General features: G+C 74.3%; 15 protein-coding genes. 6 read left to right on the top strand and 9 right to left on the bottom strand.

Going from position 1 to position 21,722, the window contains the following annotated elements:
- Nucleotides 1-33 precede the first annotated feature (33 nt).
- Nucleotides 34-1,260, bottom strand: a complete 1,227-nt coding sequence (locus ABD973_RS19465) for a cytochrome P450 family protein (protein ID WP_345504653.1) — start codon at nt 1,258-1,260, stop codon at nt 34-36.
- A gap of 170 nt (nt 1,261-1,430) precedes the next feature.
- Between ABD973_RS19465 and ABD973_RS19460 the strand changes: the two genes are divergently transcribed.
- A complete protein-coding gene (locus tag ABD973_RS19460; RefSeq protein WP_345501170.1) occupies nt 1,431-2,630 on the top strand; it encodes a globin domain-containing protein in 1,200 nt (399 codons plus the stop codon).
- On the opposite strand, the gene ABD973_RS19455 is transcribed toward ABD973_RS19460, so the two are convergent.
- The 3 genes from ABD973_RS19455 to ABD973_RS19445 all read right to left on the bottom strand — a co-directional run bounded on the left by ABD973_RS19455 (nt 2,627) and on the right by ABD973_RS19445 (nt 6,130).
- Complete coding sequence (locus tag ABD973_RS19455) at nt 2,627-3,646, bottom strand: nucleoside triphosphate pyrophosphohydrolase (RefSeq protein ID WP_345501168.1); 1,020 nt, start codon at nt 3,644-3,646, stop codon at nt 2,627-2,629. The two genes, ABD973_RS19460 and ABD973_RS19455, sit on opposite strands and share 4 nt — an antisense overlap.
- A gap of 28 nt (nt 3,647-3,674) precedes the next feature.
- Nucleotides 3,675-4,301, bottom strand: coding sequence for a SurA N-terminal domain-containing protein (locus tag ABD973_RS19450; protein WP_125821342.1), 627 nt, complete (start codon nt 4,299-4,301; stop codon nt 3,675-3,677).
- 218 nt (nt 4,302-4,519) lie between these two features.
- A complete protein-coding gene (locus ABD973_RS19445) occupies nt 4,520-6,130 on the bottom strand; it encodes a hypothetical protein (RefSeq protein ID WP_345501165.1) in 1,611 nt (536 codons plus the stop codon).
- Between the two features lie 199 nt (nt 6,131-6,329).
- Here ABD973_RS19445 and ABD973_RS19440 point away from each other — a divergent pair, with 199 nt between their 5' ends.
- Entirely contained in the window at nt 6,330-8,735 is a 2,406-nt protein-coding gene (locus tag ABD973_RS19440; RefSeq protein ID WP_345501163.1) for a YfhO family protein, read from the top strand.
- A 36-nt stretch (nt 8,736-8,771) separates the two neighbouring features.
- Here the strand turns inward: ABD973_RS19440 and ABD973_RS19435 are convergent, their stop codons facing one another.
- From ABD973_RS19435 to ABD973_RS19425, 3 genes are all read right to left on the bottom strand, one after another.
- Complete coding sequence (locus ABD973_RS19435) at nt 8,772-10,286, bottom strand: serine/threonine-protein kinase (protein WP_125821343.1); 1,515 nt, start codon at nt 10,284-10,286, stop codon at nt 8,772-8,774.
- The gene (locus ABD973_RS19430) at nt 10,283-10,954 is read right to left on the bottom strand and encodes a hypothetical protein (RefSeq protein WP_125821344.1); all 672 of its coding nucleotides are present in this window, start codon (nt 10,952-10,954) and stop codon (nt 10,283-10,285) included. The genes ABD973_RS19435 and ABD973_RS19430 overlap by 4 nt, the downstream gene beginning before the upstream one ends.
- A gap of 106 nt (nt 10,955-11,060) precedes the next feature.
- Complete coding sequence (locus ABD973_RS19425) at nt 11,061-13,130, bottom strand: N-6 DNA methylase (protein WP_345501160.1); 2,070 nt, start codon at nt 13,128-13,130, stop codon at nt 11,061-11,063.
- 161 nt (nt 13,131-13,291) lie between these two features.
- On the opposite strand from ABD973_RS19425, the gene ABD973_RS19420 reads away from it, so the two are divergent.
- The 3 genes from ABD973_RS19420 to ABD973_RS19410 all read left to right on the top strand — a co-directional run bounded on the left by ABD973_RS19420 (nt 13,292) and on the right by ABD973_RS19410 (nt 15,764).
- Nucleotides 13,292-14,047 carry an Rv1352/Rv1906c domain-containing protein gene (locus tag ABD973_RS19420; RefSeq protein WP_345501158.1) on the top strand — a complete coding sequence of 252 codons (756 nt, stop codon included), beginning with the start codon at nt 13,292-13,294 and terminating at the stop codon, nt 14,045-14,047.
- A gap of 69 nt (nt 14,048-14,116) precedes the next feature.
- Nucleotides 14,117-14,875, top strand: a complete 759-nt coding sequence (locus ABD973_RS19415; protein WP_345501156.1) for a hypothetical protein — start codon at nt 14,117-14,119, stop codon at nt 14,873-14,875.
- A gap of 31 nt (nt 14,876-14,906) precedes the next feature.
- The gene (locus ABD973_RS19410; protein WP_345501154.1) at nt 14,907-15,764 is read left to right on the top strand and encodes a hypothetical protein; all 858 of its coding nucleotides are present in this window, start codon (nt 14,907-14,909) and stop codon (nt 15,762-15,764) included.
- A gap of 13 nt (nt 15,765-15,777) precedes the next feature.
- Here ABD973_RS19410 and ABD973_RS19405 read toward each other — a convergent pair whose 3' ends face one another.
- Nucleotides 15,778-16,347: a GNAT family N-acetyltransferase gene (locus tag ABD973_RS19405; protein ID WP_125821349.1), complete on the bottom strand. Its 570-nt coding sequence runs from the start codon at nt 16,345-16,347 to the stop codon at nt 15,778-15,780.
- A gap of 26 nt (nt 16,348-16,373) precedes the next feature.
- The gene (gene mfd / locus ABD973_RS19400) at nt 16,374-19,913 is read right to left on the bottom strand and encodes a transcription-repair coupling factor (protein ID WP_125821350.1); all 3,540 of its coding nucleotides are present in this window, start codon (nt 19,911-19,913) and stop codon (nt 16,374-16,376) included.
- A gap of 242 nt (nt 19,914-20,155) precedes the next feature.
- On the opposite strand from mfd, the gene ABD973_RS19395 reads away from it, so the two are divergent.
- Nucleotides 20,156-21,580, top strand: coding sequence for a DUF2079 domain-containing protein (locus tag ABD973_RS19395; RefSeq protein WP_125821351.1), 1,425 nt, complete (start codon nt 20,156-20,158; stop codon nt 21,578-21,580).
- Nucleotides 21,581-21,722 lie beyond the last annotated feature (142 nt).

Here is a 21,722-nt window from a genome sequence, read left to right as displayed (position 1 = left end):
GACTTCCGGTCAGTCCGGCGGCCCCCCGCGCCCTCAACCGTTCGGGACTGTGAAGCGGACGGGGAGGGTGCGCAGCCCCCGCATGATGAGTCCGCCGCGCCAGCGCAGGTCCGTAGGGGGAATCGCAAGTTCCAGATCCGGCAGACGCTTCAGCAAAGTTCCGAGCGCCGTCTGCCCCTCGAGACGGGCCAGCGGAGCGCCGAGGCAGTAGTGGATCCCGTGGCCGTATCCGAGGTGTTGGTTGTCACTCCGGGAGAGGTCCAGGGTGTCCGGGTCGGCGAACCGCTCCGGGTCGCGGTCGGCCGCCGCGAGGACCACCAGCACGGGGTCCCCCGCCGCGATGTCCTGCCCGCCCAGGACCAGCGGCCGGGTGGCGAACCGCCAGGTGGCCAGCTCCACGGGGCCGTCGTAGCGCAGCAGTTCCTCGACACCGGTCTCCAGCAGCGCGCTCTCCCCGGCCGCGAGGGAGGCCTGGAGGCGCTCGCGCTGGTCCGGGTTCGTGAAGAGGGAGTGGATGCCGTTGCCGATGAGGTTCACGGTCGTCTCGAAGCCGGCGAAGAGCAGGATGAAGGCCATCGCCGTGGCCTCCGCCTCCGTCAGATGGTCTCCGTGGTCACTTGCCCGGATCAGATCGGAGATGAGGTCATTGCCCAGATCGTCCCGCTTGCGGTGGATCAGTTCCCCGAGATAGGCCCGCATCTGCTTCACCGAGCGCGCGACCCCTCCGCGCGGCCCGCCGCCGTGCCGGATCATCATCCCGGCCCAGTCGCGGAAGTCGTCCTGGTCCTCCCGCGGTACGCCGAGCATCTCGCAGATGGCGTAGATGGGGAGCGGGAACGCGAACTCGTGGATGAGGTCCGCCTCCCCCCTGCCCGCGAACCGGTCGATCAGGCCGTCGGTCAGCTCCTGCACGCGCGGAGTGAACTCGGCCACACGCCGCGGGGTGAACGCCTTCGACACCAGCCGCCGCAGCCGGGTGTGGTCCGGCGGGTCGATATTCAGCAGGTGCGTCATCAGCTCCGCCTTGCGCTCCCCCGGGATCCCGGTCTTGCCCTTGGCGTGCGCCGGCTCCGCGTGGTGCGCCGGGTTCTTGCTCAGCCGCTGGTCCGCGAGGGCCTGGCGGGCGTCGGCGTACCGCGTCACCAGCCAGGCCTCCACCCCGCTGGGCAGCCGGGTGCGGTGCACCGGGGAGTTCTCGCGCAGCCAGGCGTAGGCCGGGTACGGGTCGGTGGCGAACTCCCAGTCGAAGAGCGTCGGCATCTCCGTACGGGACGGATCGGGCTGGGCGGCGGAGGTCTGATCGTGCACCCGTCGACCGTATCCCGGCTCGCCACCGGCCATCCCTTATGGCCGCTTCGTCGCGGCTGTCCGCAGATCGGACATCACTTGACGTCAGGTTCTGCGACATTCCTACTTTCGGTTCTGTGGACGTGAGGATCTTGAAGAGCAGTTTCGCGGTGGTGGAGAGAAGGGCCGAACACGCGGTCAAGTACTTCTACTCCCACCTCTTCTGGCACAACCCCGGACTCCGCGAACTCTTCCCCTCCTCCGCCGAGGACATGGAACGCCAGCGCGACCGGCTCTTCGCCGCGCTCACCCACGTCGTCACCCACCTGGAGAGCGGGACCCTCGTCCCCTACCTACGCGACCTCGGACGCGACCACCGCAAGTTCCTCGTCGGCCCCGAGCACTACGCGGCCGTCGGCACCAGCCTGATCGCCGCCCTCGCCCAGACCTCCGGCGACGCCTGGACCCCGGCCGTCGAGAAGGCCTGGTACGAGGCCTACCAGGTCATCGCCGACACCATGACCGCCGGCGCCGCCGACAGCGACGAACCACCCTGGTGGGAGGCCGAGGTGGTACGCCACCTCCAGTACGGACAGGACATCGGCGTACTGACCCTCGCCCCGCGCACCCCGCTGCCCTACCGCCCCGGCCAGTACGTCAGCGTGAGCAGCACCCGCGTCCCCACCACCTGGCGCACCTACTCCCTCGCCAACGCCCCCCGCCCCGACGGCACCGTCGACCTGCACGTCAGCCGCATCGAAGGCGGCCGCCTGAGCACCGCCCTGGTCCGCGACGTCCTGCCCGGCGAGGTCCTGCGGCTCGGCGCCCCCGGCGGCCGGCTCACCCTGCGCCGCGAGGACCGCCCCCTCACCCTCATCGCCGCCGGCACCGGGTGGGCTCCCGTACGCGCCCTGCTGGAGGAACTCCTCCAGCACCCTCCCGACCACGACGTACGCCTCTTCGTCGTCGCCCGGGACGCCGCGCACCTCTACGACCGGCCCCTGATCGACCGGCACGCAGCCGCCTGCCGCTGGCTCGGCGTCACCTACATCACGCCCGCCCCCGGGCAGCACCGCAACCAGGCCACCGACCGGCTGGCGACGGCCCTCGGCAACCGCGCCCTTTGGCGGGAACAGGACGTCTACCTCGGCGGGCCGGCCCTGTTCGTCGAGGAGACCTCCCACCTCCTCCAGGAACTCGGAGCCCGCCCCGACCGCCTCTTCCACGACGCCGTCCCCGTCGCCGGCTCACAGCGCCCCCGCCCGCTGGGCTTCGGCGAGTGGTTCCTGCACCGGCCGTCCCCGCAGTGGCACAACCCCTCGGCCCGCGCCCCGCGCGACTAAACCGCGTCCTCGACACCCTCGGCCGCCCGGATCGCGTCCCGGTAGACGCGGGCCGCCGCGCGCAGCGCCGTCTCCGGGTCGGTCCCCGACGCCTCGGCGCGGGCCGCCAGCTCCAGCAGCTCGTACCCGATGCCCTCGCCCCGGGGCAGCTCCACCGCCACCCCGCCCGCACGCGCCCGCCCGGCGAGCTTGGCCGCCAGCGCCAGGCCCGGCTGGCCCAGCGGGATCCCGTCGGTGACCGACTCCCGCTGCTTCTCCACCGCCTTGGTGGCCTGCCAGTGGGCGCTGACGTCCTCCGGGGAGTCGGCCGTGGCGTCCCCGAACACGTGGGGGTGGCGCCGGATCAGCTTGTCGACCAGGTCACCCGCGACGTCGTCGATGGAGAAGGCCTGTGCCCCGTCCTCACCGCCGCCCGCCTCCTCGGCGATCCGCGCGTGGAAGACCACCTGGAGCAGCACGTCGCCCAGCTCCTCGCGCAGCGCGTCCCGGTCGCCGTCCTCGATCGCCTCCACCAGCTCGTACGCCTCCTCGATGGCGTACTTCACCAGCCCCTCGTGGGTCTGCCGCGAGGTCCAGGGGCACTCCCGCCGCACCCGGTCCATGACCTGCACCAGGTCCAGCAGCCGCGCCCCCGGCAGGTCGTACGAGCCGGGCAGCAGCTCCAGGTCGGGCATGGCGACCCGGCCCGACCCGGCCAGCCGGGCCAGACCGTCCGTCAGCCGCTGGTCGCCCTCCCCGGACGGCAGCACCACGACCGTCCGGCCCCCGGCACACGCCGCGACGAGCTCGTGCGCGTCCGGGCCCTCCAGCTCCACCTCGACCCCCGCCTCGCGCAGGTACGGCAGCTGCGGGTGGCCCGGGTCGGAGCACAGCACCCGGTCCGCGGCGTGCAGCACCTGCCAGGCCGGCCAGGACAGCAGCCCCGGGGCGACCCGGTGGCTGGCGGTCAGCAGGACGATCCGGCCCGTGGGCTCGGCGGGAGCGGCGGCGGAGGCGGAGGCGGAGGTGTCGTTCACCCCCCGAACCTACCTCCGCCCGCCCGCCTCAGGCTCCGGCGGGGGCCGCCTGCTCGGGCCGGGTCCGCTGGGTGATCCACGGCGTCTCCTGGTCCCCGAGCAGGATCTGCTGCGCGTCCCAGTGCCCGTAGCGCGGGTTGACCTCGATGTGCAGCGCCTTCGCCGCCTCCCCCAGCTTGGCCAGCGCCTTGTCCTGGCTGCCGTAGTGCGCGAAGAGCTTGTCCCGCAACAGCTTGAAGCGGGTGTCCGCCTCGATCTGCCCCGGCGCCAGCTGCGCCTGCTGGAGCGCCGCGTCCCGCAGCGCCTTCTCCCCGCCCAGCTGCTCCAGCTGCGCCTTGCGGACGTCCTGGACCTCCTTCGGGCTCACGCTCAGCCCGGCGTCCTCGGCGGCCCGCTCGAGGACGGCGCTCTGGATCATCTTGTTCAGCTTCAGCCGCTCCAGCCCGGCGGTCGCGCCGATCAGCTGCGCACCCTGCTCGGATGTGCTCTGCGCGGCGCGCACGTCGCCGACCTGGGCCTGGAGCGCCGAGGTGGTGATGCGCTCACCCCCGACGACGGCGGCGGTACCGGGCCGGGTCTCCCCGGAACACGCGGTCAGCAGGGGGGCCGCCGCGAGCAGGACGGCGGAGACGGAGAGCGCAGTGCGACGGTGCAAAGGAGCCTCCAGGGCCGGGAGATTGTGCTTCGGTGCACAAGGGCCTTGCGGTGATCGATGGTATGCAGTCAGGGTGGCCCGAGCCACCGGTTCGACCAACGATTCCGGTGGTGTTGGGGTACGAGTTCACCGTTCCTGGTGCCGTCGGCCGTCGTTCTCCCGGTCCCGGTGGGCCGGGCCGGCCGACTGCTTCCCCGAACGGTCTTGGGAAGCGGGGATCAGCACCGGGCGATCGCTCCGGCCCCAGCAGGTCTTCCGCCCTCGACGGGCATGCCTGTGGTCCTCGGCGGGCCGGCGGTCCCGCGCACCCTCGGCCAGGACGCGGTCTGGCCGGTAGCTCTCCGCCGCACGATCCTCCGGTCGTGTGCGGTCACACCTTGCCGACGCCGTATCCCGTGTCCGAGGGCGCGCCTGCCGATCGCCGCCGCGGCCGCGTGATGGCCGGTGACGACGGTGGTCTTCGACTGCTGCTGGAGCGGAGCCTTCCCGTACTGGCCGCCCCAGCGGGAGGTGTAGGCCGGATCGACCGCGACGACAACCAGTCCGGCGTGGTGGGCCATGCCCCGAAGCCGTTCGCGGAACCGGGCGGTGGGCAAGCCTGCGACGGTGCGGCGGAAGGCCTTGCCGCGTTTGCCCCGTCCCATTGTTTCGCGCCCGGTGGCCCAGGTCGCGCCGAAACCGAGGTTCTCGATGGCCAGGCCCGCACAGCCGTGGTCCCTGGCGAGTCCGATCAGTGTGCTGATCGCTGAGCGGAGCCGCCCGTCACGCCGGGAGGCTGGTCCCGTGAGATCGGTGGGCACGCTGACGGGGGTGCCGACCGGGTTGCCGTGCACGTCCACGACACAGACCGCGAGGTGGCCGGCATTGAGGTCCACGGCCAGCAGCCGGGCGCTCCTGGCGGCCAGTTCGACGGGGGTGGGCAAGGCAGCCTTCGGGGCGGACCAGGAGGCGTCGAGGTACCAGCGGCCGCGTCCGGGGTCACGCACGATGTCGTAACGAACGGCCCGGTCGGCCGTGACGCGGTCGAGCCATTCGTCCCGGCGATGGCTGAACCTGACGGTGCAGGCGAGCCGGTAGCGGCCGCGCGGCGCGTTCGCCAGGTGCCTCCGCGGTTCGGGCAGGACGACGGCGACCGCACCGCCCGCCGGGTCGACGCTGATCGTGTAGTTGCCGTGCGGCTTTCCGGACTCGCCGTCGGCGGTCAGGAACATGCGCCGAGCTGTCCAGCGCTCCCGCCACTCGTTCTCGGTGAGACCCTCATCGACGAGGCCGTGCCGCGCCTTGGCCAGACGACGGCCGCCCACCACGATCGCCGGCCGCCCGGCCCCGATGCGCCGCTCCGCCTCGGCCAGGCGCGACGTGAGAACCTGCAAACGCCGCTGCTTCTGCGCGCGCTCCGCCTGGCTGGGATAGCCGCGGACTCCGTCCACCTTGCGCCCGCACGGCACTGCCAGACGGCTGCGGATCTTCGCGACCGCCCGGAGTAGGGCCGGCCGTTCGTCCGCCAGGCGCCGCGAGGAGAGGCGGTACTGGTCCTCGCTGACGCGGGTGATGGACCCTGCCCATCGGGACGACGAGACCCTCGTCAACGCGCGCTTGCGTTCGGTCCGCCGGGTGTCCTTTCCCGACACGGACCCGATCCGCAGGCGGTGGGCCAGGTCCGCCCGCGCGTACCGGCCCAGATGGTCGCCCACGGCCAGCAGCACCTCCACATCGCGGGCTGACGGACGCAGACGGTCCCGGATGCGTGCACCCGCGGGTGCCGGCACCGTGAACGGATCGGCCAACGCCCGCAGCCGGTGTCTCTGCCGCCTCTCACCGCCGGCCACTTCCCCCTCCCCTCTCCGACGCCGCGTCCCGCACACGCCCTCCGGCCACAATGGCCTCTCCGGCCGGGTCCGGGCGGCCGTGCGTGCGCCGTTCACCCGTACGAGGCACCCGGCGCTCACGGGCCGAGAGGGCCGGATCAGCAGTCGGCCACCCGTCGGCCACCCCTCCGTCAACCGTTGCTGCGAGGATCTGACCACCATGTCGACATCGCAGCTCGCCCCGCGCCAGGTTCCCGGGCGTCCCGCCGACCGGCCCGTACGACGTTCCGGCCGGAAGGATTCACTCCTCGGGGCGGTGTTCGCCTCGCTCGTCACGGCCGTTGCCGTGTGCGGTGGGGACGCCGTCGCGCGGGTGTTCCCGTACGGGGGGCGCCATCGCAGCGTCAACGACCTCGGCAACCAGTTCGTGCCGTTCCACGCGCACCTGTGGGACCTGCTGCACGGGCGGGCCCGGGGCGGGCTGCTGTTCAACTGGCAGTCCGGGTACGGGACCAGCTTCCTGCCCGATCTCGGGACCTACCTGACGAGCCCCTTCGCCGTACTGGTGGCGCTGTTCCCGCGCGAGGACATCGACCTCGCGGTGTACGTGGTGACCGTGCTGAAGATGGCGGCCGCCGCGGCCGCGATGGCCTGGCTGCTGCGGACCCAGCGGCGCGGGCCGTGGTGGGCGGCGGGGCTGCTGGGGGCCTCGTACGCGCTGTGCGGGTGGTCGGTGATCGAGGCCGCCTACAACCCGATGTGGCTGGACGGGCTCATCGCCTTCCCGCTGCTGTGCCTGACCGGCGAGTGGGCGCTGCGCGGGCGGCGGCCGGTGCTCGGGGTGCTGGTCGTCGCGGTGGGCTGGACCGCCAACTTCTACACCGCGTACATGGCCACGCTCGGCGCGGCGCTGGTGCTGGTCGTGCGGGTGGTGCTGACCCGGCGGGAGGTGCGCGAGCGGGCCCTGGTGGTCGGGCGGGCGGCGGTGACGACGCTGCTGGGGATCGGGCTGTCGGCGCCGGTGCTGGTGCCGCTGTTCCTCAGCACGAAGCAGGCCTACCCGGGCTGGTCCAAGGAGTTCGGGCCGGTGCCGTGGTCCGACTTCTTCGCCCGCCTGCTGCCGGCCACCTACTCCTTCAACTCCCCCGCCGTGTTCGTCGGCACCGGGACCCTGCTGCTGGTGGCGGCGCTGCCGTTCCACCGGGCGCTGCCGGTCCGTACCCGCTGCTGGTGGGCGGGGCTGGTGGTGGCGGTGGCGCTGTCCCTGCAGTGGGAGCCGACCCATCTGCTGTGGCACCTCTTCGCCACCCCGAACGGCAGCGCGTACCGGCAGACGTTCGTGCTGGCCGGCATCGCGGTGATCGCCGCCTGGACGGGCCTCGCCGCGGGCGTGCCCGGGGTGCGGGCGCTCGCGGCGGGCGGCGGTCTGCTGACGGCGGCCGCGCTGTGGGCGGGCGGCAGCGCCCTGGTGACGGCGTGGGGGTACGCGCTGTTCGCGGGCGGGCTGCTGCTGGGCGTCGCCGCGTGGCGGGCGCTGGGCCGGCGCCGGCTGCGGCCGGCGGCCGCGGGGCTGCTCGCGGCGGTGCTGGTGGCGCAGGCCGCGGCGGCGACGGCGTACGGGCACAAGGGCAAGCTGGCCGGGCTGGACGACTACCCGTCCTGGGGCCGGGCGCACACCGCGCGCGCCCGCGCCCTGGCCGGGGCGGAGGGCTGGCCGGCGTACCGGACGGACGCGGGCCGGCCGGCGCTGTCGGGCAACGACCCGGTGCTGCTGGGCGGTGAGGGCGGCGCATACTACAGCAGCCACACCCCGGACGTGTTCACGCGCACGATGACGGCGCTCGGCGCGGGCTCCACCTCGCGCGGGCGCAGCGTGCAGAGCCTGGACAATCCGGTGACGGACGCGCTGTTCGCGGTGGGCGCCCGGCTGAAGCCCGACGGCTCGGTCGCCCGGCCGGAGGCCCTGCCGCTGGTCACCGTCCAGCCGGCGGAGGCGGCCGGGGCGTACGGGGAGTCGCCGTTCGCCAACCAGGAGCTGCTGCTGGGCGCGAAGGTGTACGAGGACCCGGTCGCGCCCGGGGTGTGCCGGGCGGGGACGGAGGCGTTCCTGTGGGCGCCGGAGTACAACGCGACGGCCCGGCTGGCGGGCGGGCGCCCCTTCAAGCTGAACGGGAACCCGCCGAAGAACCGGGCGGCGCTCCAGTCGCTGGGGCTCTCGCGCGGGCCCGCCTCGAAGCTCGTCTTCGACCGCCCGGCCCCCGCCCGGTGGGCGCTGTCCTGCCTGGACGGCACCCGGCTGGGCGCGGCGGTGGCCGCGCTGCGGGCGAGGGCGGCCACCGGCGTGCGGGTCACCCCGTCGGGGCTGACCGCCACCCTGCCCCCGGGCAGCACGGGCACGGCGGTGGTGTCGGTGCCGGCCATCGCGGGCTGGAGCTGCGACGGCCGCCCGGGGCGATCCCGCCTCGGCCTGCTCGCCGTCCCGCTGGACGGCCGCACCACCACGGTGACCTGCGAGTTCAGCCCGCCGGGGCTGCCGGCCGGGGTGGCCGTGGCGGGGGTGTCCGTACTCGTGGCGGCCGGGGCGGCGCTGCGCCGCCGGCAGCGGGGCGCGGGCGCGGTGGTGTAGGGGTCCCCGGCGCGGCGGCCGGCGCGGCCGGCGCGGTCAGCGCACCTGGCCCAGCCATTGCAGGGTGCGCCGGATCTCCACCGGGAGGGGGTGCGCGGGGCCGTGGACGCGGTCGGCGTCGTAGAGGAGGCGGACCAGGGTGTCGTGGGCGGCGGGGCGGTCGCCGAGGGAGAGCAGCAGGTGCGCTATCCGCCGGCGGACCTCCAGCGGCAGGCCGGGGTCGGGGTTGGCGTAGTGGTTCTCGAACAGGGGCAGCAGCGAGCGGTACTCCGCGAGGGCCGCAGCGGGTTCGCCGAGCTGCTCCAGGCACTGGGCGGCGTCGTAGCGGAAGCGCAGCGACTGGGGGTCCCCGGCGGGGAACTGGTCGGCGAGGCGGCGCAGTTCGGGGAGGGCGCGGCGGTACTGGCCGTCGTCCATGAGGGTGGCGGCGTACTGCTTGCGCAGGCTGCGGACGACCGGGGAGTGCTCGCCGTGCTCGGCGGCGGCCGCGGGGAGGATGTTGCCGAGGATGTCCACGGCCTGGGTGAGCCGGCCCTGGTCCAGGAGCTTCCGGGCCTCGTCGACGGCGCCGGGGATGTCGGGGCGGGGCGGCGCCGGGGGCGCGGTCGGACGCGGGGGCACGGCGGCGGCCCGGTCGGGCCAGGGTGCCTGGGGGCGCAGGAAGGGCCGGGTCGGGTCGAGCGGGCCGGCCGGGTGGCGGCTGCCGGGGGCGGGGAGGAGCGGTACGAGGGCTTCGTAGACCTCCTGGGCGGAGCCGGGGCGGTCCTGGGGGTCCTTGGCGAGGAGGCGCAGCAGGACGGCCTCCAGTTCCGGGGGGATCTCCGGGCGCAGGGGGCGGACCGGGGCCGGGGGTTCGTAGAGGTGGCGGTGGAGGACGCCGAGGGCGGTGGTGCCGGCGAAGGGCACGCCGCCGCTGAGGAGTTCGTACAGCAGCACGCCGAGGGCGTACAGGTCGGTGTAGGGGCCGACGGCGCCGCCCATGGCCTGTTCGGGGGCCATGTAGGCGGGGCTGCCGATGGGTGAGCCGGTGCTGGTGAGGCGGGTGGTGTCGGTGTCCATCACGGAGGCGACGCCGAGGTCGAGGACGAGGACGGTCCCGTCGGGGCGGATCATCACGTTCCGCGGCTTGAGGTCGCGGTGGACGATCGGTACCGCGTGCACGGCGGAGAGCACCGCGCACAGCTGTGCCACGACGGCGACGGCCCAGGGCCAGGGGTAGGGGTCGTGCTCGGCGAGGTGGTCGGCGAGGTCGGAGCCCTCGACGTAGCCCATGACGAGGTACAGCTCGTCGCCGTCGCTGCCGGCGTCGTGGACGGTGACGAGGCCGGGGTGGTCGACCTGGGCGGTGACGCGGCATTCGCGTACGAAGCGGCGGCGCAGCTCCTCGGCGACGGTGCCGGGGCCGGCGACCTTGTCGGGGCGCAGCAGCTTGACGGCGACGCGGCGGTCGAGGCGGCGGTCGTAGGCGGTCCACACCTGGCCCATGCCGCCCTGGCCGAGGATGGTGGCGAGCTGGTAGCGCTCGCCGATGAGGCGTTCGGGTTCGGTCACCGCTGCGGGTCCTGGAACGCCGTGCTGTTCGGGTCCTGGTAGGGGCCGCCGGGCTGCGGGGGCCGCGGCGGGTTCTGCTGGCGCAGGAGTTCGCTGAGCTCGTCGAGTTCGGCGCGGACCTGGCCGAGGCGCGGGGGTGTGGCGGGCTGCTGCGGGGGCACGGGCGGCTGGGCGCCCTGCTGTCCGGCCGGCGGGTAGCCGTAGCCGGGGGTGGTCTGGTGCGGGGGCTGCGGCTGGTGGGGACCGGGCTGCTGGTGCTGGGCGTACGGGGCCTGCGGCGCGGACGGGTACCAGGGTGCGGGTGCCGGGGCGAGGGCCTTGGACTCGTGGTGCCTGATGTCGGCGACGAGGTAGTAGACGCAGATCGCGAAGCCGGTGAAGATCGAGCCACCGGCGCCGAGGTTGCCCTGCCAGCCGTCCGTCTTCTCGGTCGGGTCGAGCCCGATGAAGACGATCCACACGACGGACAGGACCAGGCTCAGCACGAGCAGGGCCCAGTCCAGGGACTTGCGGGTGAGGACGGCGAGCCGCAGCATCGAGCCCCAGGCGAAGAAACCGCAGCTGAGGACGGGCAGCGCCGTGAAGAGCACGCGCAGCGTCATCGCGGCCCCGGAGAGGGGCCGGTGGCCGTGGGGGCCTTGCTGCGGCGGGATGCCGGGGCCGTGCATCGGTGCTCCTGACGGGCCGTGCGGAAAGGTGACGGCTCGAAGCGTATACAGCGTTTCCGGCCGTTCGTGAGGGGATGGACCCAACCGTTGCAGGGTCGCAGCACGGTCACTGGGGTGTGACGCTGCCGTCCGAGAGTCCGTCGTAGAGGCCTTGTACGAGCTGCTCCCCCAGGCGTCCCGCCAGCCTCAGCGCGTCCTCGAACTCGGCGAGGGCCCGGAAGCGGGCTCCGTAGCGCCGCTGTTCGGCGGGGGGCAGCCGGGGCAGCTGGAGCCGGCGCACGTCGAGGCGGGTGGCGGTGGAGGCGTGGCTGCTGGCGCGGCGGGTGTTGGCGGTGCCGCGCAGGAACCCGGCGAGGAACCAGGGGTCGAGGGCGGCCGGGTCGGGGCGCAGCAGCTGGAGGTTGCGGCCGATGACGGCGCCGGCTCCGCTGGCGGGGTCCTCGGTGACGACGCGGGCGGCGGAGAGGGCGCCGACGACGGGGACGACGACGTCGCCGGGTTCGGCGAGGAGGGTCTCGGCGGTGTCGGGGCCGGGGGTGGCGGCGGTGCCGGAGGGGGCGGTTCCGGCGTAGACGTCGTACTCGGTGAGGACGGGCAGTCCGTCGGTGCCGGTGCCGGTTCCGGCGCGCAGCAGCAGGGCTCCGGCGCGGGCGAGTTCGCCGACGGTGGTCTGTGAGGGGGAGGCGGCCGCGGGCTGGGCGGGGGCCGGGCCGGTGCCGGCGGGGGTCGCGGGCGGCGGGGTGAGCCGGGCGGCGCGGGCGAGGGTGGCGTCGAGGCGGTCGCGTACGGCGGCCAGCTCGGCGAGGCCGCCGCCGGCGGCGGGCGGGGGCAGGTGGCGGGCGGGGGTGAGGTCGACGTCGTCGTCGAGGAGTTCGATGACGGGTACGACGCGGCTGACGCCGGGGGTCTCGGGGGTGGCGCCGGTGCGGTCGTACGCGGTCCAGGCGGCGAGGACGGCGTCGCGCACGTCGGGCCAGGGGGCCCGCGCCTGGGCCGGCCCGTCGGGGTCGAGACCGGCGGTGTCGAGGAGCAGCAGTCCGGCGGGGGCGGCGGCGCCGGGGGCGGGCTTGCGCAGCACCCACAGCTGGAGCGGGATCCCGTACGGGGGTGCGGCGCCGGCGGGGAGGGAGACGACGGCCCGCAGGGCGCCGCGGCGCAGCAGGTCGGCGCGGATGCGGCGGCCGGAGCGGCGGGCGGCGGCGGCGGGCGGCATGAGCAGCACGGCGGTGCCGCCCTCGCGCAGGCGGGCCAGGGCGTGCTGGATCCAGGCGAGTTCGGATTCGGTGCGGGCGGGGAAGCCGTACTCCCAGCGGGGGTCGTAGGCGAGTTCCTCGTGGCCCCAGTTGCGTTCGTTGAACGGGGGGTGGCAGAGCACGGCGTCGACGGCGGCGTCGGGGAAGGCGTCGGCGCGCAGGCTGTCGGCGGCGGCCGCGCGGACCTGGGCGGAGCCGTGCAGGGCGAGGCGGAGCGCGGCGAGCGCGGCCAGTTCGGGGGAGGCGTCCTGGGCGTGCAGGACGGTGGCGCCGACGAGGGCGCGCAGCGGGCTGCCGGTGCCGCAGGCGGGGTCGAGGGCGGTGCGGACGCCGGGTCCGGCGAGGCCGGCCATGAGGTCGGCGCAGCCTTCGGGGGTCAGGGTGTACTGGCGGGGGTTGGCCTCCAGGTGGCGGCCGAGGAGGAACTCGAAGGCCTGGCGGGCGCCGAGTCCGGCGGCGAGTTCGGCGACGGCCCGCAGCAGGGTGACGGCTCCGGCGGCGGGGCGCACGGTCACGGGGTGGCCGGCTCCGAGCCGGGCGGTGAGCGCTTCGTCCCGTACGGCGGGCAGCCGTTCGGCGAGCCGGTCGTCGGGGAGGGCGGCGAGCTCCAGCCACCGCGCGGGGCGGTCCCGTACGACGAGCAGTGCGGCGCCGGCTTCGACGAGGGCGGCGACGGCGCCGCCGGGGTGGGCGGTGACCTGCTGCCAGACGCGTTCGCGCAGGGGGACCTCGGCGAGCTTGCCCTGGGCCCGCAGCCACGCTTCGACTTCGGGCAGCGCGAAGGAGGGGCTGGTCTCGGTGCCGCCGACGGGCTTGGGGAAGCCGGGGTGGCGGCGTCGCCAGTTGCTCACGGCGGCCCGGCCGACCCCTGCGAGGCGGGCGATCTCGGCGGCGGTGACCTCGGGGACGTTCTCCTCCAGCATGCCGGGAGCATACCGGTGCACAGCCGGGAATCCACTTCACAGCGTGAATCCAATCCATGGTGTGAATCGTGTTGACTCGGTTCACAGCCTCTGTTGTGATGTTCCCGTCAACAAGCGGAGCACGCCGGCCGCCCCGAGAGATCCGAGACAGGAGCACACCCATGTCCCAGTCCTCCACCCCGCGCCCGCGCCACGGCCGAAGCGCCCGCCACCGCGTCCTCACGGGCGCCGGCGCGCTCGTCGCCCTCGTCGCACTCGCCGCCTGCACCGGGGGCGGCGGCACGAGCGGCTCCAAGGACACCGGCCCGAAGAAGCCGGCCGCGGCCGGCAACAGCCCCAAGGCGGGCGGCGGCCAGACGGCCGGCGGCAAGACGAGCGCGAAGCCGTCCGAGCCGAAGAAGGACGGCAAGAAGGCGGCGATGCGCGGCAGCGGCACCTTCCAGGCCGGCTCGGACCTCCAGCCCGGCACCTACCGCACCACCGGCAACAAGGGCCTGGGCTGCTACTGGGAGCGCGCCAAGGACGCCTCGGGCGAGGTCGAGTCGATCATCGCCAACGACAACGTCACCGGCACCAGCTACGTGACCATCGAGGCGGGCGACAAGCTCTTCAAGTCCAACGGCTGCAACGACTGGGAGACCGTCGACCCGAAGGCCGTCTCCGACGCCCCGAAGACCGAAGCCGCGGGCGACGGCGGCATGTTCAAGGTGGGCCTCGACCTCGCCCCCGGCACCTACAAGTCGAGCGGCCCCGCCGCGGGCTCGGCCGGCTGCTACTGGGAGCGCGCCAAGAACGCCTCTCACGACGTCGACTCCATCGCCGCCAACGACAACCCCACCGGCCCGGCCGTCGTGACCGTCTCCGCGCAGGACGGCTACTTCAAGACCACGGGCTGCGCGACGTGGAAGAAGTCCTGACTCCAGCGACGCCGGACACCCGCCGGATACCCTCCGGATCCTGAACGATCCCAGGGGGGGGACCAGCTCATGCGCACCACCACCATGCCCGCGGCCGTGTCCGCGGCCGCGACCGCACTCGCCCTCGCGGCCCTGCTGACCGCCACCGGCTGCGGCCCGGCGGCCGGCCCGGCGGCGCGGTCGTCCGCGGCGTCCGCGGCGTCCGCGAAGCCGGATCCGCTCGCGGGCAGGGACCCGGCCGCCGTCCTGCGCGCCGCGTACGAGGAGACGGCCAAGGCCGAGAGGAAGAACGCGGCCATCACGCGCACCATCGGCGACCGCGAGATCAGCGCGGCCCTGACCTTCGAGGGCGAAAGCGGCTGCTGGGGCAAGGTCACGGTCGCGCGCGCCGGAACCGGGGAGATCCTGATGGAGGACGGCCGGCTCTCCTTCAAGGGCGACGAGGGCTTCCTCAGGGACCACTTCAGGGACCCGACCGCCTCGTACCCCGACAGCGGCCAGGCGGCCTGGATCGACGCCAGGACCTCGGACCCCTCGGTCGCACACCTGCGCACCCTGTGCGCGGCGGCCCGGCCCGACCGGGCCTACCCGGCCGAGCCCACCGGCGTCCGCCGCGAGCCGGACGCCCGCCAGAACGGCAAGCCGGTGGCGGTGTTCAGGTCGAAGGCCCCCGACGGCGGCGAGATCACCGACCACGTCCTGCTGGACGCGGTGCCGTACCTGGTCAAGCACGCGCAACAGGGGCCGGACGCCGGCTCGGTCGAGTACACCGGCGTGCGCGGACCCGCCGGGACGGTGTCACAGACACCCCCTAGTCTCGGATCCTGAGTCGTAGTCACCGGTCCACGGGGGAATCCAGATGCGCAGCCGTACGAAGACCACCACGTCGGCACTGGCCGCCGCGGCCCTGATCGGCGGCGGCCTGGCGGCGTGCGTGCCCGCCGACGGCCGGGCCTCCGACGTCGGCGGCCGGGCCCGCGCCTCCCAGTCGCCCGGAGCGTCCGCCTCCGGGCCCGCCTCGCCGTCGGCCACCTCGGACGCCAAGGGCGAGCGGGCACTGGCCGACCTGTCGGGGGCGGAGATCCTCACCCGGGCCGGCGAGGCCACCCGCAAGGCGCAGTCCCTGCACGTCACGGCCACCGTGGAGTACGAGGCCAAGCCGATGCGGATCGACCTCTCCCTCGACAAGAAGGGCAACTGCAACGGCGCCGTCCGCCTCGACGGCATGGGGAAGATGGACATCATCAAGTCCCCCGACCTCGTCCACTTCCGCGGCGACGCCGACTACTGGCGGGGCGCCGCCAAGCAGAAGCACGCCTCGCAGAAGCAGACGGACCAGATGGTCGCCGTGCTCGCGGACCGCTGGGTCAAGCTCCCCGCCACCGACCCGCGCGCCGCCCCGATGACCGGCAGCTGCAACCTCGGAAAGCTGACGGACGACCTCGGCAAGGGCAGCCCGCTCGCCCGCAAGGGGGAGACGGGCAGCGTCGACGGCACACCGGCGCTGTCCGTCACCTCCCCCGCCCGGCAGGGCACCCAGACCGACTGGGTCGCGACGCGGGGCACGCCGTACATCCTGAAGTCGTCGATCAGCGGCGACACGACCGGCGCCCTCACGTTCTCGGCCTTCGACGTCCCGGTCGACACCGCCTCCCCGAAGGACTCCGACGTCCTGGACCTCTCCAAGACGGGCGGCGCGGTGGGCGAATCGGTCTGACCCGCCCTCCCGCTCAGCCGCCTCCGGCCCGCCGGACGTGCAGGTGACCGCTGAGCGGGAACTCCGGCGGCGCCGCGGGAAGAACGGCGCGGAAGAGGTAGCCGCTCTTCTCCGCCACCCGGCAGGAGGCCCCGTTGTCCTCCTGGTGCAGCAGGTCGAGGCGTTCCAGCCCGGAGCCGGCGAAGGTCTCGAACGCCCAGACCGTCAGCGCCTCCAGGGCGCGCGGGGCGACGCCCCGGCCCCGCGCCGCGGCGGCCGTCCAGTAGCCGACCTCGGCCGAAGCGCCGTCCGGCACTGGCCGCTTGAGGACCGCACCGCCCACCAGCCGGCCCGGCCCGCCCCCGGGCCCGGCCTCCAGCACCGCGAAGGCGAACCGCAGGCCCGCCTCCCGGTCCCGCCGCTGCCGCGCCACCCAGCGCAGCCCGCCGGCCGCGTCGTCCAGGGGCTCGGCGGTCCAGCGCCGCAGGAACGGATCGGCGTACGCCTCCACCAGCGCGGGGACGTCGTCCTCGCGCCAGGGCCGCAGCGACAGGGCCGGGAAGTCCGCCGTCGCGGCGGACTCCAGGGTCGTCGACGTGTTCATCGGCCGATGATACGCACGGGCGCGCGCTACGAGCCGAGGATCGTGGTGAGGAACTCGCCTGTCCAGGCCAGCAGTTCGCGGCCGACCAGCGGCTTGCCGCCGACCTTCGCCGTCTTCGGCCGAGGCACCAGCACCTGGGAGGTGGCCGGCTTGAGGACCGTCCCCGGGTACAGGCGCTTGAGGCGCAGCTCCTGCGACTCGCGCAACTCCACCGGCCCGAAGCGGATGTTCGGCCCCTGGAGGGTGATGTCCCCGACCCCGCAGGCCCGCGCCAGCATCCGCAGCCCCGCCACCAGCAGCAGGTTCTCCACCGGCTCCGGGAGCTTGCCGTAGCGGTCCGTCAGCTCCTCCCGCACGGCCTTGATGTCGGCCTCGGAGTTCGCCGCCGCGATGGACCGGTACGCCTGCAGGCGCAGCCGCTCGCCGGGCGCGTAGTCGTGCGGGACGTGCGCATCGACCGGCAGCTCGATCTTCACCTCCAGCGGCGGCTCCTCCTGCGCCCCGCCGCCCTCGACGGCGGCCCGGTAGTCGGCCACGGCCTCGCCGACCATCCGGATGTACAGGTCGAAGCCGACGCCCGCGATGTGCCCGGACTGCTCGCCGCCCAGCAGGTTGCCCGCGCCGCGGATCTCCAGGTCCTTCATCGCCACGTACATGCCGGCGCCCATCTCGGTGTGCTGGGCGATGGTGGCCAGCCGCTCGTGCGCGGTCTCCGTCAGCGGCTTCTCCGGCGGGTACAGGAAGTACGCGTACCCACGCTCGCGGCCGCGCCCGACGCGGCCGCGCAGCTGGTGCAGCTGGCTCAGGCCGAAGTTGTCGCCGCGCTCCACGATCAGGGTGTTGGCGTTGGAGATGTCGATGCCGGACTCGACGATGGTCGTGGAGACGAGGACGTCGAACTTCTTCTCCCAGAAGTCGACCACGACCTGCTCCAGGGCCTGTTCCGACATCTGGCCGTGGGCCGTCGCGATCCGCGCCTCGGGCACGATCTCGCGCAGCTTCGCGGCCGCCCGGTCGATGGACTCGACCCGGTTGTGGATGTAGAAGCACTGGCCCTCGCGCAGCAGCTCGCGCCGGATCGCGGCGCCGATCTGCTTCTCCTCGTACGGGCCGACGAAGGTGAGCACCGGGTGGCGCTCCTCCGGCGGGGTGGTGATCGTCGACATCTCGCGGATGCCGGTCACCGCCATCTCCAGGGTGCGCGGGATCGGGGTCGCCGACATGGTCAGCACGTCGACGTTGGCGCGGAGCTTCTTCAGCTGCTCCTTGTGCTCGACGCCGAAGCGCTGCTCCTCGTCGACGATGACCAGGCCCAGGTCCTTGAACTTCGTCTCCTGCGAGAACAGCCGGTGGGTGCCGATGACCACGTCCACCGAGCCCTCCTTGAGGCCCTCCAGGGTGGCCTTGGACTCGGTGTCGGTCTGGAAGCGGGACAGCGCCTTCACGTTGACCGGGAACTGGCTGTAGCGCTCGGAGAAGGTCCCGAAGTGCTGCTGGACGAGGAGGGTCGTGGGGACCAGGACGGCCACCTGCTTGCCGTCCTGCACCGCCTTGAAGGCGGCCCGCACCGCGATCTCCGTCTTGCCGTAGCCGACGTCGCCGCAGATCAGCCGGTCCATCGGGACAGACTTCTCCATGTCCTCCTTGACCTCGGCGATGGTGGTGAGCTGGTCGGGCGTCTCCGCGTACGGGAAGGCGTCCTCCAGCTCGCGCTGCCAGGGGGTGTCCGGGCCGAAGGTGTGGCCGGGGGCCGCCATGCGCGCGCTGTACAGCTTGATCAGGTCGGCGGCGATCTCCTTGACGGCCTTCTTCGCCCGCGCCTTGGTCTTCGTCCAGTCGGCGCCGCCGAGCCGGTGCAGGGTCGGGGCCTCTCCGCCCACGTACTTGGTGACCTGCTCCAGCTGGTCGGTGGGGATGTACAGGCGGTCGCCGGGCTGGCCTCGCTTGGCCGGCGCGTACTCGACGAGGAGGTACTCGCGGGTGGCGCCCTGCACGGTGCGCTGCACCATCTCGACGTAGCGGCCGACACCGTGCTGCTCGTGCACGATGTAGTCGCCGACCTCCAGGGTGAGCGGGTCGATGGACTTGCGGCGCCGGGTCGGCATCCGGCCGAGGTCCTTGGTGGCGGTGCGCTGCCCGGTCAGGTCGGTCTCGGTGAGGACGGCCAGCTTCAGCGCCGGGTCCACGAAGCCGTTGTCGATCGAACCGCAGGCGACGTGGACGATGGAGGGCTCGAGCGCCTCCAGCCGGGGCTCCAGCCGGGCGGCGATGCCCTCGCCGCCGAGCACCTCGACGGTGCGGGCGGCCGGGCCGTGGCCCTCGGTGAGGTAGACGGTGTGCCAGCCGTCGGCGATCCAGCCCTTGGTGTCGGCGAGGGCGCGGGCGGTGTCGCCCCGGTAGGCCTCGGGGGCGTGCATGCCGAGCTTCAGCACGTCGCCGCCCGCCATGTCCTCGTCGCCTGCCGCGAAGGGGGACACCGACCACCACATCATGCCGATCTCGCCGGCGTGCTCGCGTACGTCCGCGATCCCGCGCAGCGAGGCGGCGCCGACGTCGATGGGTGCCTCGCCGCCGCCGGCGGTGGCCGCCCACGAGGCCATCAGGAACTCCTGCGAGGTCGCCACCAGGTCGGCGGCGCGGGTGCGGACCCGCTCCGGGTCGCAGACGACGGCCATCGCCCCGGCCGGCAGGACGTCGATGAGCAGCTCCATGTCGTCGACGAGGACCGGGGCGAGGGACTCCATGCCCTCGACCGCGATTCCCTCGGCGATCTTGTTGAGCAGTTCACCGAGTTCGGGGTGCTCCTCGGCGAGCGCCGCTGCCCGCTCGCGGACCTCGTCCGTGAGCAGCAGCTCGCGGCAGGGCGGGGCCCACAGGCCGTGCTCGGCGATCTCCAGCGAGCGCTGGTCGGCGACCTTGAAGTAACGGATCTCCTCGACCTCGTCGCCCCAGAACTCCACGCGCAGCGGGTGCTCCTCGGTGGGCGGGAAGACGTCGAGGATGCCGCCGCGCACGGCGAACTCGCCGCGCTTCTCGACCAGCTCGACGCGGGAGTACGCGGCCGCCGCCAGGGCCTCGGTGATCACGCCGAGGTCGGTGGTGTCACCCTGCCGCAGGCTCACCGGAAGCAGGTCCCCGAGCCCCTTGACCTGCGGCTGGAGCACGGAGCGGATGGGGGCGACGACCACCGAGACGGGCCCGGCCGCCGGGTCGTCCTTGCTCGGGTGCGCGAGCCGGCGCAGCACGGCGATCCGGCGGCCGACGGTGTCGCTGCGCGGGCTGAGCCGTTCGTGCGGCAGCGTCTCCCAGGCCGGGTAGTCGACCACCTCGTCGGGGGGCAGCAGGGAGCGCAGCGCGGCGGCGAGGTCCTCCGCCTCGCGGCCGGTGGCGGTGACCGCGAGGACGGTCCGGCCGGTGCGGGCGGCCAGCGCGGCGATGGCGAAGGGCCGGGCGGCGGGCGGGCCGACGAGGTCCACGTGCATGCGGTTGCCGTCCCCGGCCGCGGTGACCGCCTCGGCGAGGGCGGGATCCCGGGTGACGGCGTCGAGCAGTCCGTGCAGGCTCATGAGACAGGCTTTCCATCCGGTGAGGGGCGAGGGGTGCCGGGGGCAACGCGAAGGGCCCGACACGTGAACGGGCCGGGGGTTCCCACCCTATGACGCCGCTCCCCCGGCCGCGCGGGGCATTGCGGTCCCGCGGGGGCGTGGCGGGGACCGGGGGTCGTCCGCGGCGGGGGCCCGGGGCCGTCCCCGGCGGGGAACAGGGGGGCGGAGGGAGGCATTCCGGTCAGGGGTGAGAATCTGTCCGGATGCCGATATCCGGAAGCCCCCCGAGCACCGGCGACCGCATCACGGGCGACCGCGCCGGGCGGGCCGCGCGCCGGGCACCGTACGCACTCGCCGCCGCGCTGTTCCTCGCGTACGCGGTGCTCTCGGTGACCCGGTACCGGCGGATGGAGGAGGGCTCCTGGGACCTCGGGATCTTCGAGCAGGCGGTCAGGGCCTACGCCTGGCTCCGGCCGCCCCTGGTCGACCTGAAGGGGCCGGGCTTCAACATCCTCGGCGACCACTTCAGCCCGGTCATCGCCCTGATCGCCCCGCTCTACCGGGTCTTCCCGACCCCCGTCACCCTCCTGGTGGTGCAGGCGGCCCTGATCGCGCTGTCCGCGCTGCCCGTCACCCGCGCCTCGGCGAAGCTCCTCGGGCAGGCCCGGGGGCTCGCGCTCGGGGCGGCGTACGGGCTGTCCTGGGGGATCCAGCGGGCCGTGGAGTTCGACTTCCACGAGATCTGCTTCGCCGTACCGCTGCTGGCCTTCGCCCTGGAGGCGCTGCTCGCGCGCCGCTGGCGGGCCGCCCTGGGCTGGGGGCTGCCGCTGCTGCTGGTCAAGGAGGACCTCGGGCTCACCCTGGCCGCCCTGGCCCTCGTCACCGCCTGGCGGGCCCGGCGCGCCGACCCGCGGGCCGCACGGCTCGCGGCGGCCGTCGCCGTGGCCGGGGCGGCCGCCGCGGCACTGGTGTTCACCGTGGTGATCCCCGCCTTCGCCGCCGACGGCTACGCCTACTGGGAGAAGCTCGGCGGGGGCGAGGGCGGGGCCGGCGGCGGCCCGCTGAGCGGCCTCGGCACGAAGCTGACCACCCTCGGCTGGGTGCTCGTCCCCACCACCGGGCTCCTGGCGCTGCGCTCCCCGCTGCTGCTGGTGGCCGTGCCGACGCTGGGCTGGCGGTTCCTGTCGGGTGACCCGCACTACTGGTCCACCGACTACCACTACAGCGCCGTCCTGATGCCGGTCGTCGCCCTGGCCCTGGCCGACGCCCTCGACACCGCCCGGCGCAGCCCCCGGCCGCGGGTGCGGGCGTACGCCCACCAGCTGCCCGGCGCCGTGCTCGCCGCCGCCCTCGCGCTGAGCGCGACCAGCCTGCCGCTGGCCCGGCTCGGCGAGCGGTCCGCGTACGCGAAGCCCGCGCGGGTGGCCGCCGTCGAACGGCTGCTGGCGCAGATCCCGGACGGGGTGCGGGTGGAGGCCGGCCACGGGCCGCTGACCCGGCTGACCTCGCGCTGCCAGGTGTACTGGATCGGCGGCACCGAGGGGGTGCTGCCGGCCTTCCTGGTCTACGACGCCTCCGACGGCGGGGCCGGCGACCCCGTCGCCTTCGCCGAGCGGCTGCACCCGGGGTCGCGCTTCGCGCTGATGGGCGAGGCGGGCGGGTACGTCCTGCTCCAGCGGATGCTGTGAGCGCCCGGGCCGCCGGGGCCCTGGTCTGCCGGCCCCTCGGCCCCTGGGCAGCTGAGCCGCCGGGCCGCCGGCGGACGACGCCGGCCCCGGGCCGTCCCTGCGGACGGTCCGGGGCCGGCGCGTTCCCCCGTGCTTCCCCCGT

The sequence above is a fragment of the Streptomyces racemochromogenes genome (assembly GCF_039535215.1).
GTDB classification, from domain to species: Bacteria; Actinomycetota; Actinomycetes; order Streptomycetales; family Streptomycetaceae; genus Streptomyces; species Streptomyces racemochromogenes.
Note: the sequence above shows the minus strand (reverse complement) of the source record. Positions and strands in the feature narration are given on the sequence as shown.

Bases quoted from the DNA above. Each gene is read 5' to 3' on its own strand.
- ABD973_RS19465 (WP_345504653.1), bottom strand. From the start codon at position 1,260: ATGCCGACGCTCTTCGACTGGGAGTTCGCCACCGACCCGTACCCGGCC.
- ABD973_RS19440 (WP_345501163.1), top strand. From the start codon at position 6,330: ATGTCGACATCGCAGCTCGCCCCGCGCCAGGTTCCCGGGCGTCCCGCC.
- ABD973_RS19430 (WP_125821344.1), bottom strand. From the start codon at position 10,954: ATGCACGGCCCCGGCATCCCGCCGCAGCAAGGCCCCCACGGCCACCGG.
- ABD973_RS19425 (WP_345501160.1), bottom strand. From the start codon at position 13,130: ATGCTGGAGGAGAACGTCCCCGAGGTCACCGCCGCCGAGATCGCCCGC.
- ABD973_RS19420 (WP_345501158.1), top strand. From the start codon at position 13,292: ATGTCCCAGTCCTCCACCCCGCGCCCGCGCCACGGCCGAAGCGCCCGC.
- ABD973_RS19415 (WP_345501156.1), top strand. From the start codon at position 14,117: ATGCGCACCACCACCATGCCCGCGGCCGTGTCCGCGGCCGCGACCGCA.
- ABD973_RS19410 (WP_345501154.1), top strand. From the start codon at position 14,907: ATGCGCAGCCGTACGAAGACCACCACGTCGGCACTGGCCGCCGCGGCC.
- ABD973_RS19405 (WP_125821349.1), bottom strand. From the start codon at position 16,347: ATGAACACGTCGACGACCCTGGAGTCCGCCGCGACGGCGGACTTCCCG.
- mfd (WP_125821350.1), bottom strand. From the start codon at position 19,913: ATGAGCCTGCACGGACTGCTCGACGCCGTCACCCGGGATCCCGCCCTC.
- ABD973_RS19395 (WP_125821351.1), top strand. From the start codon at position 20,156: ATGCCGATATCCGGAAGCCCCCCGAGCACCGGCGACCGCATCACGGGC.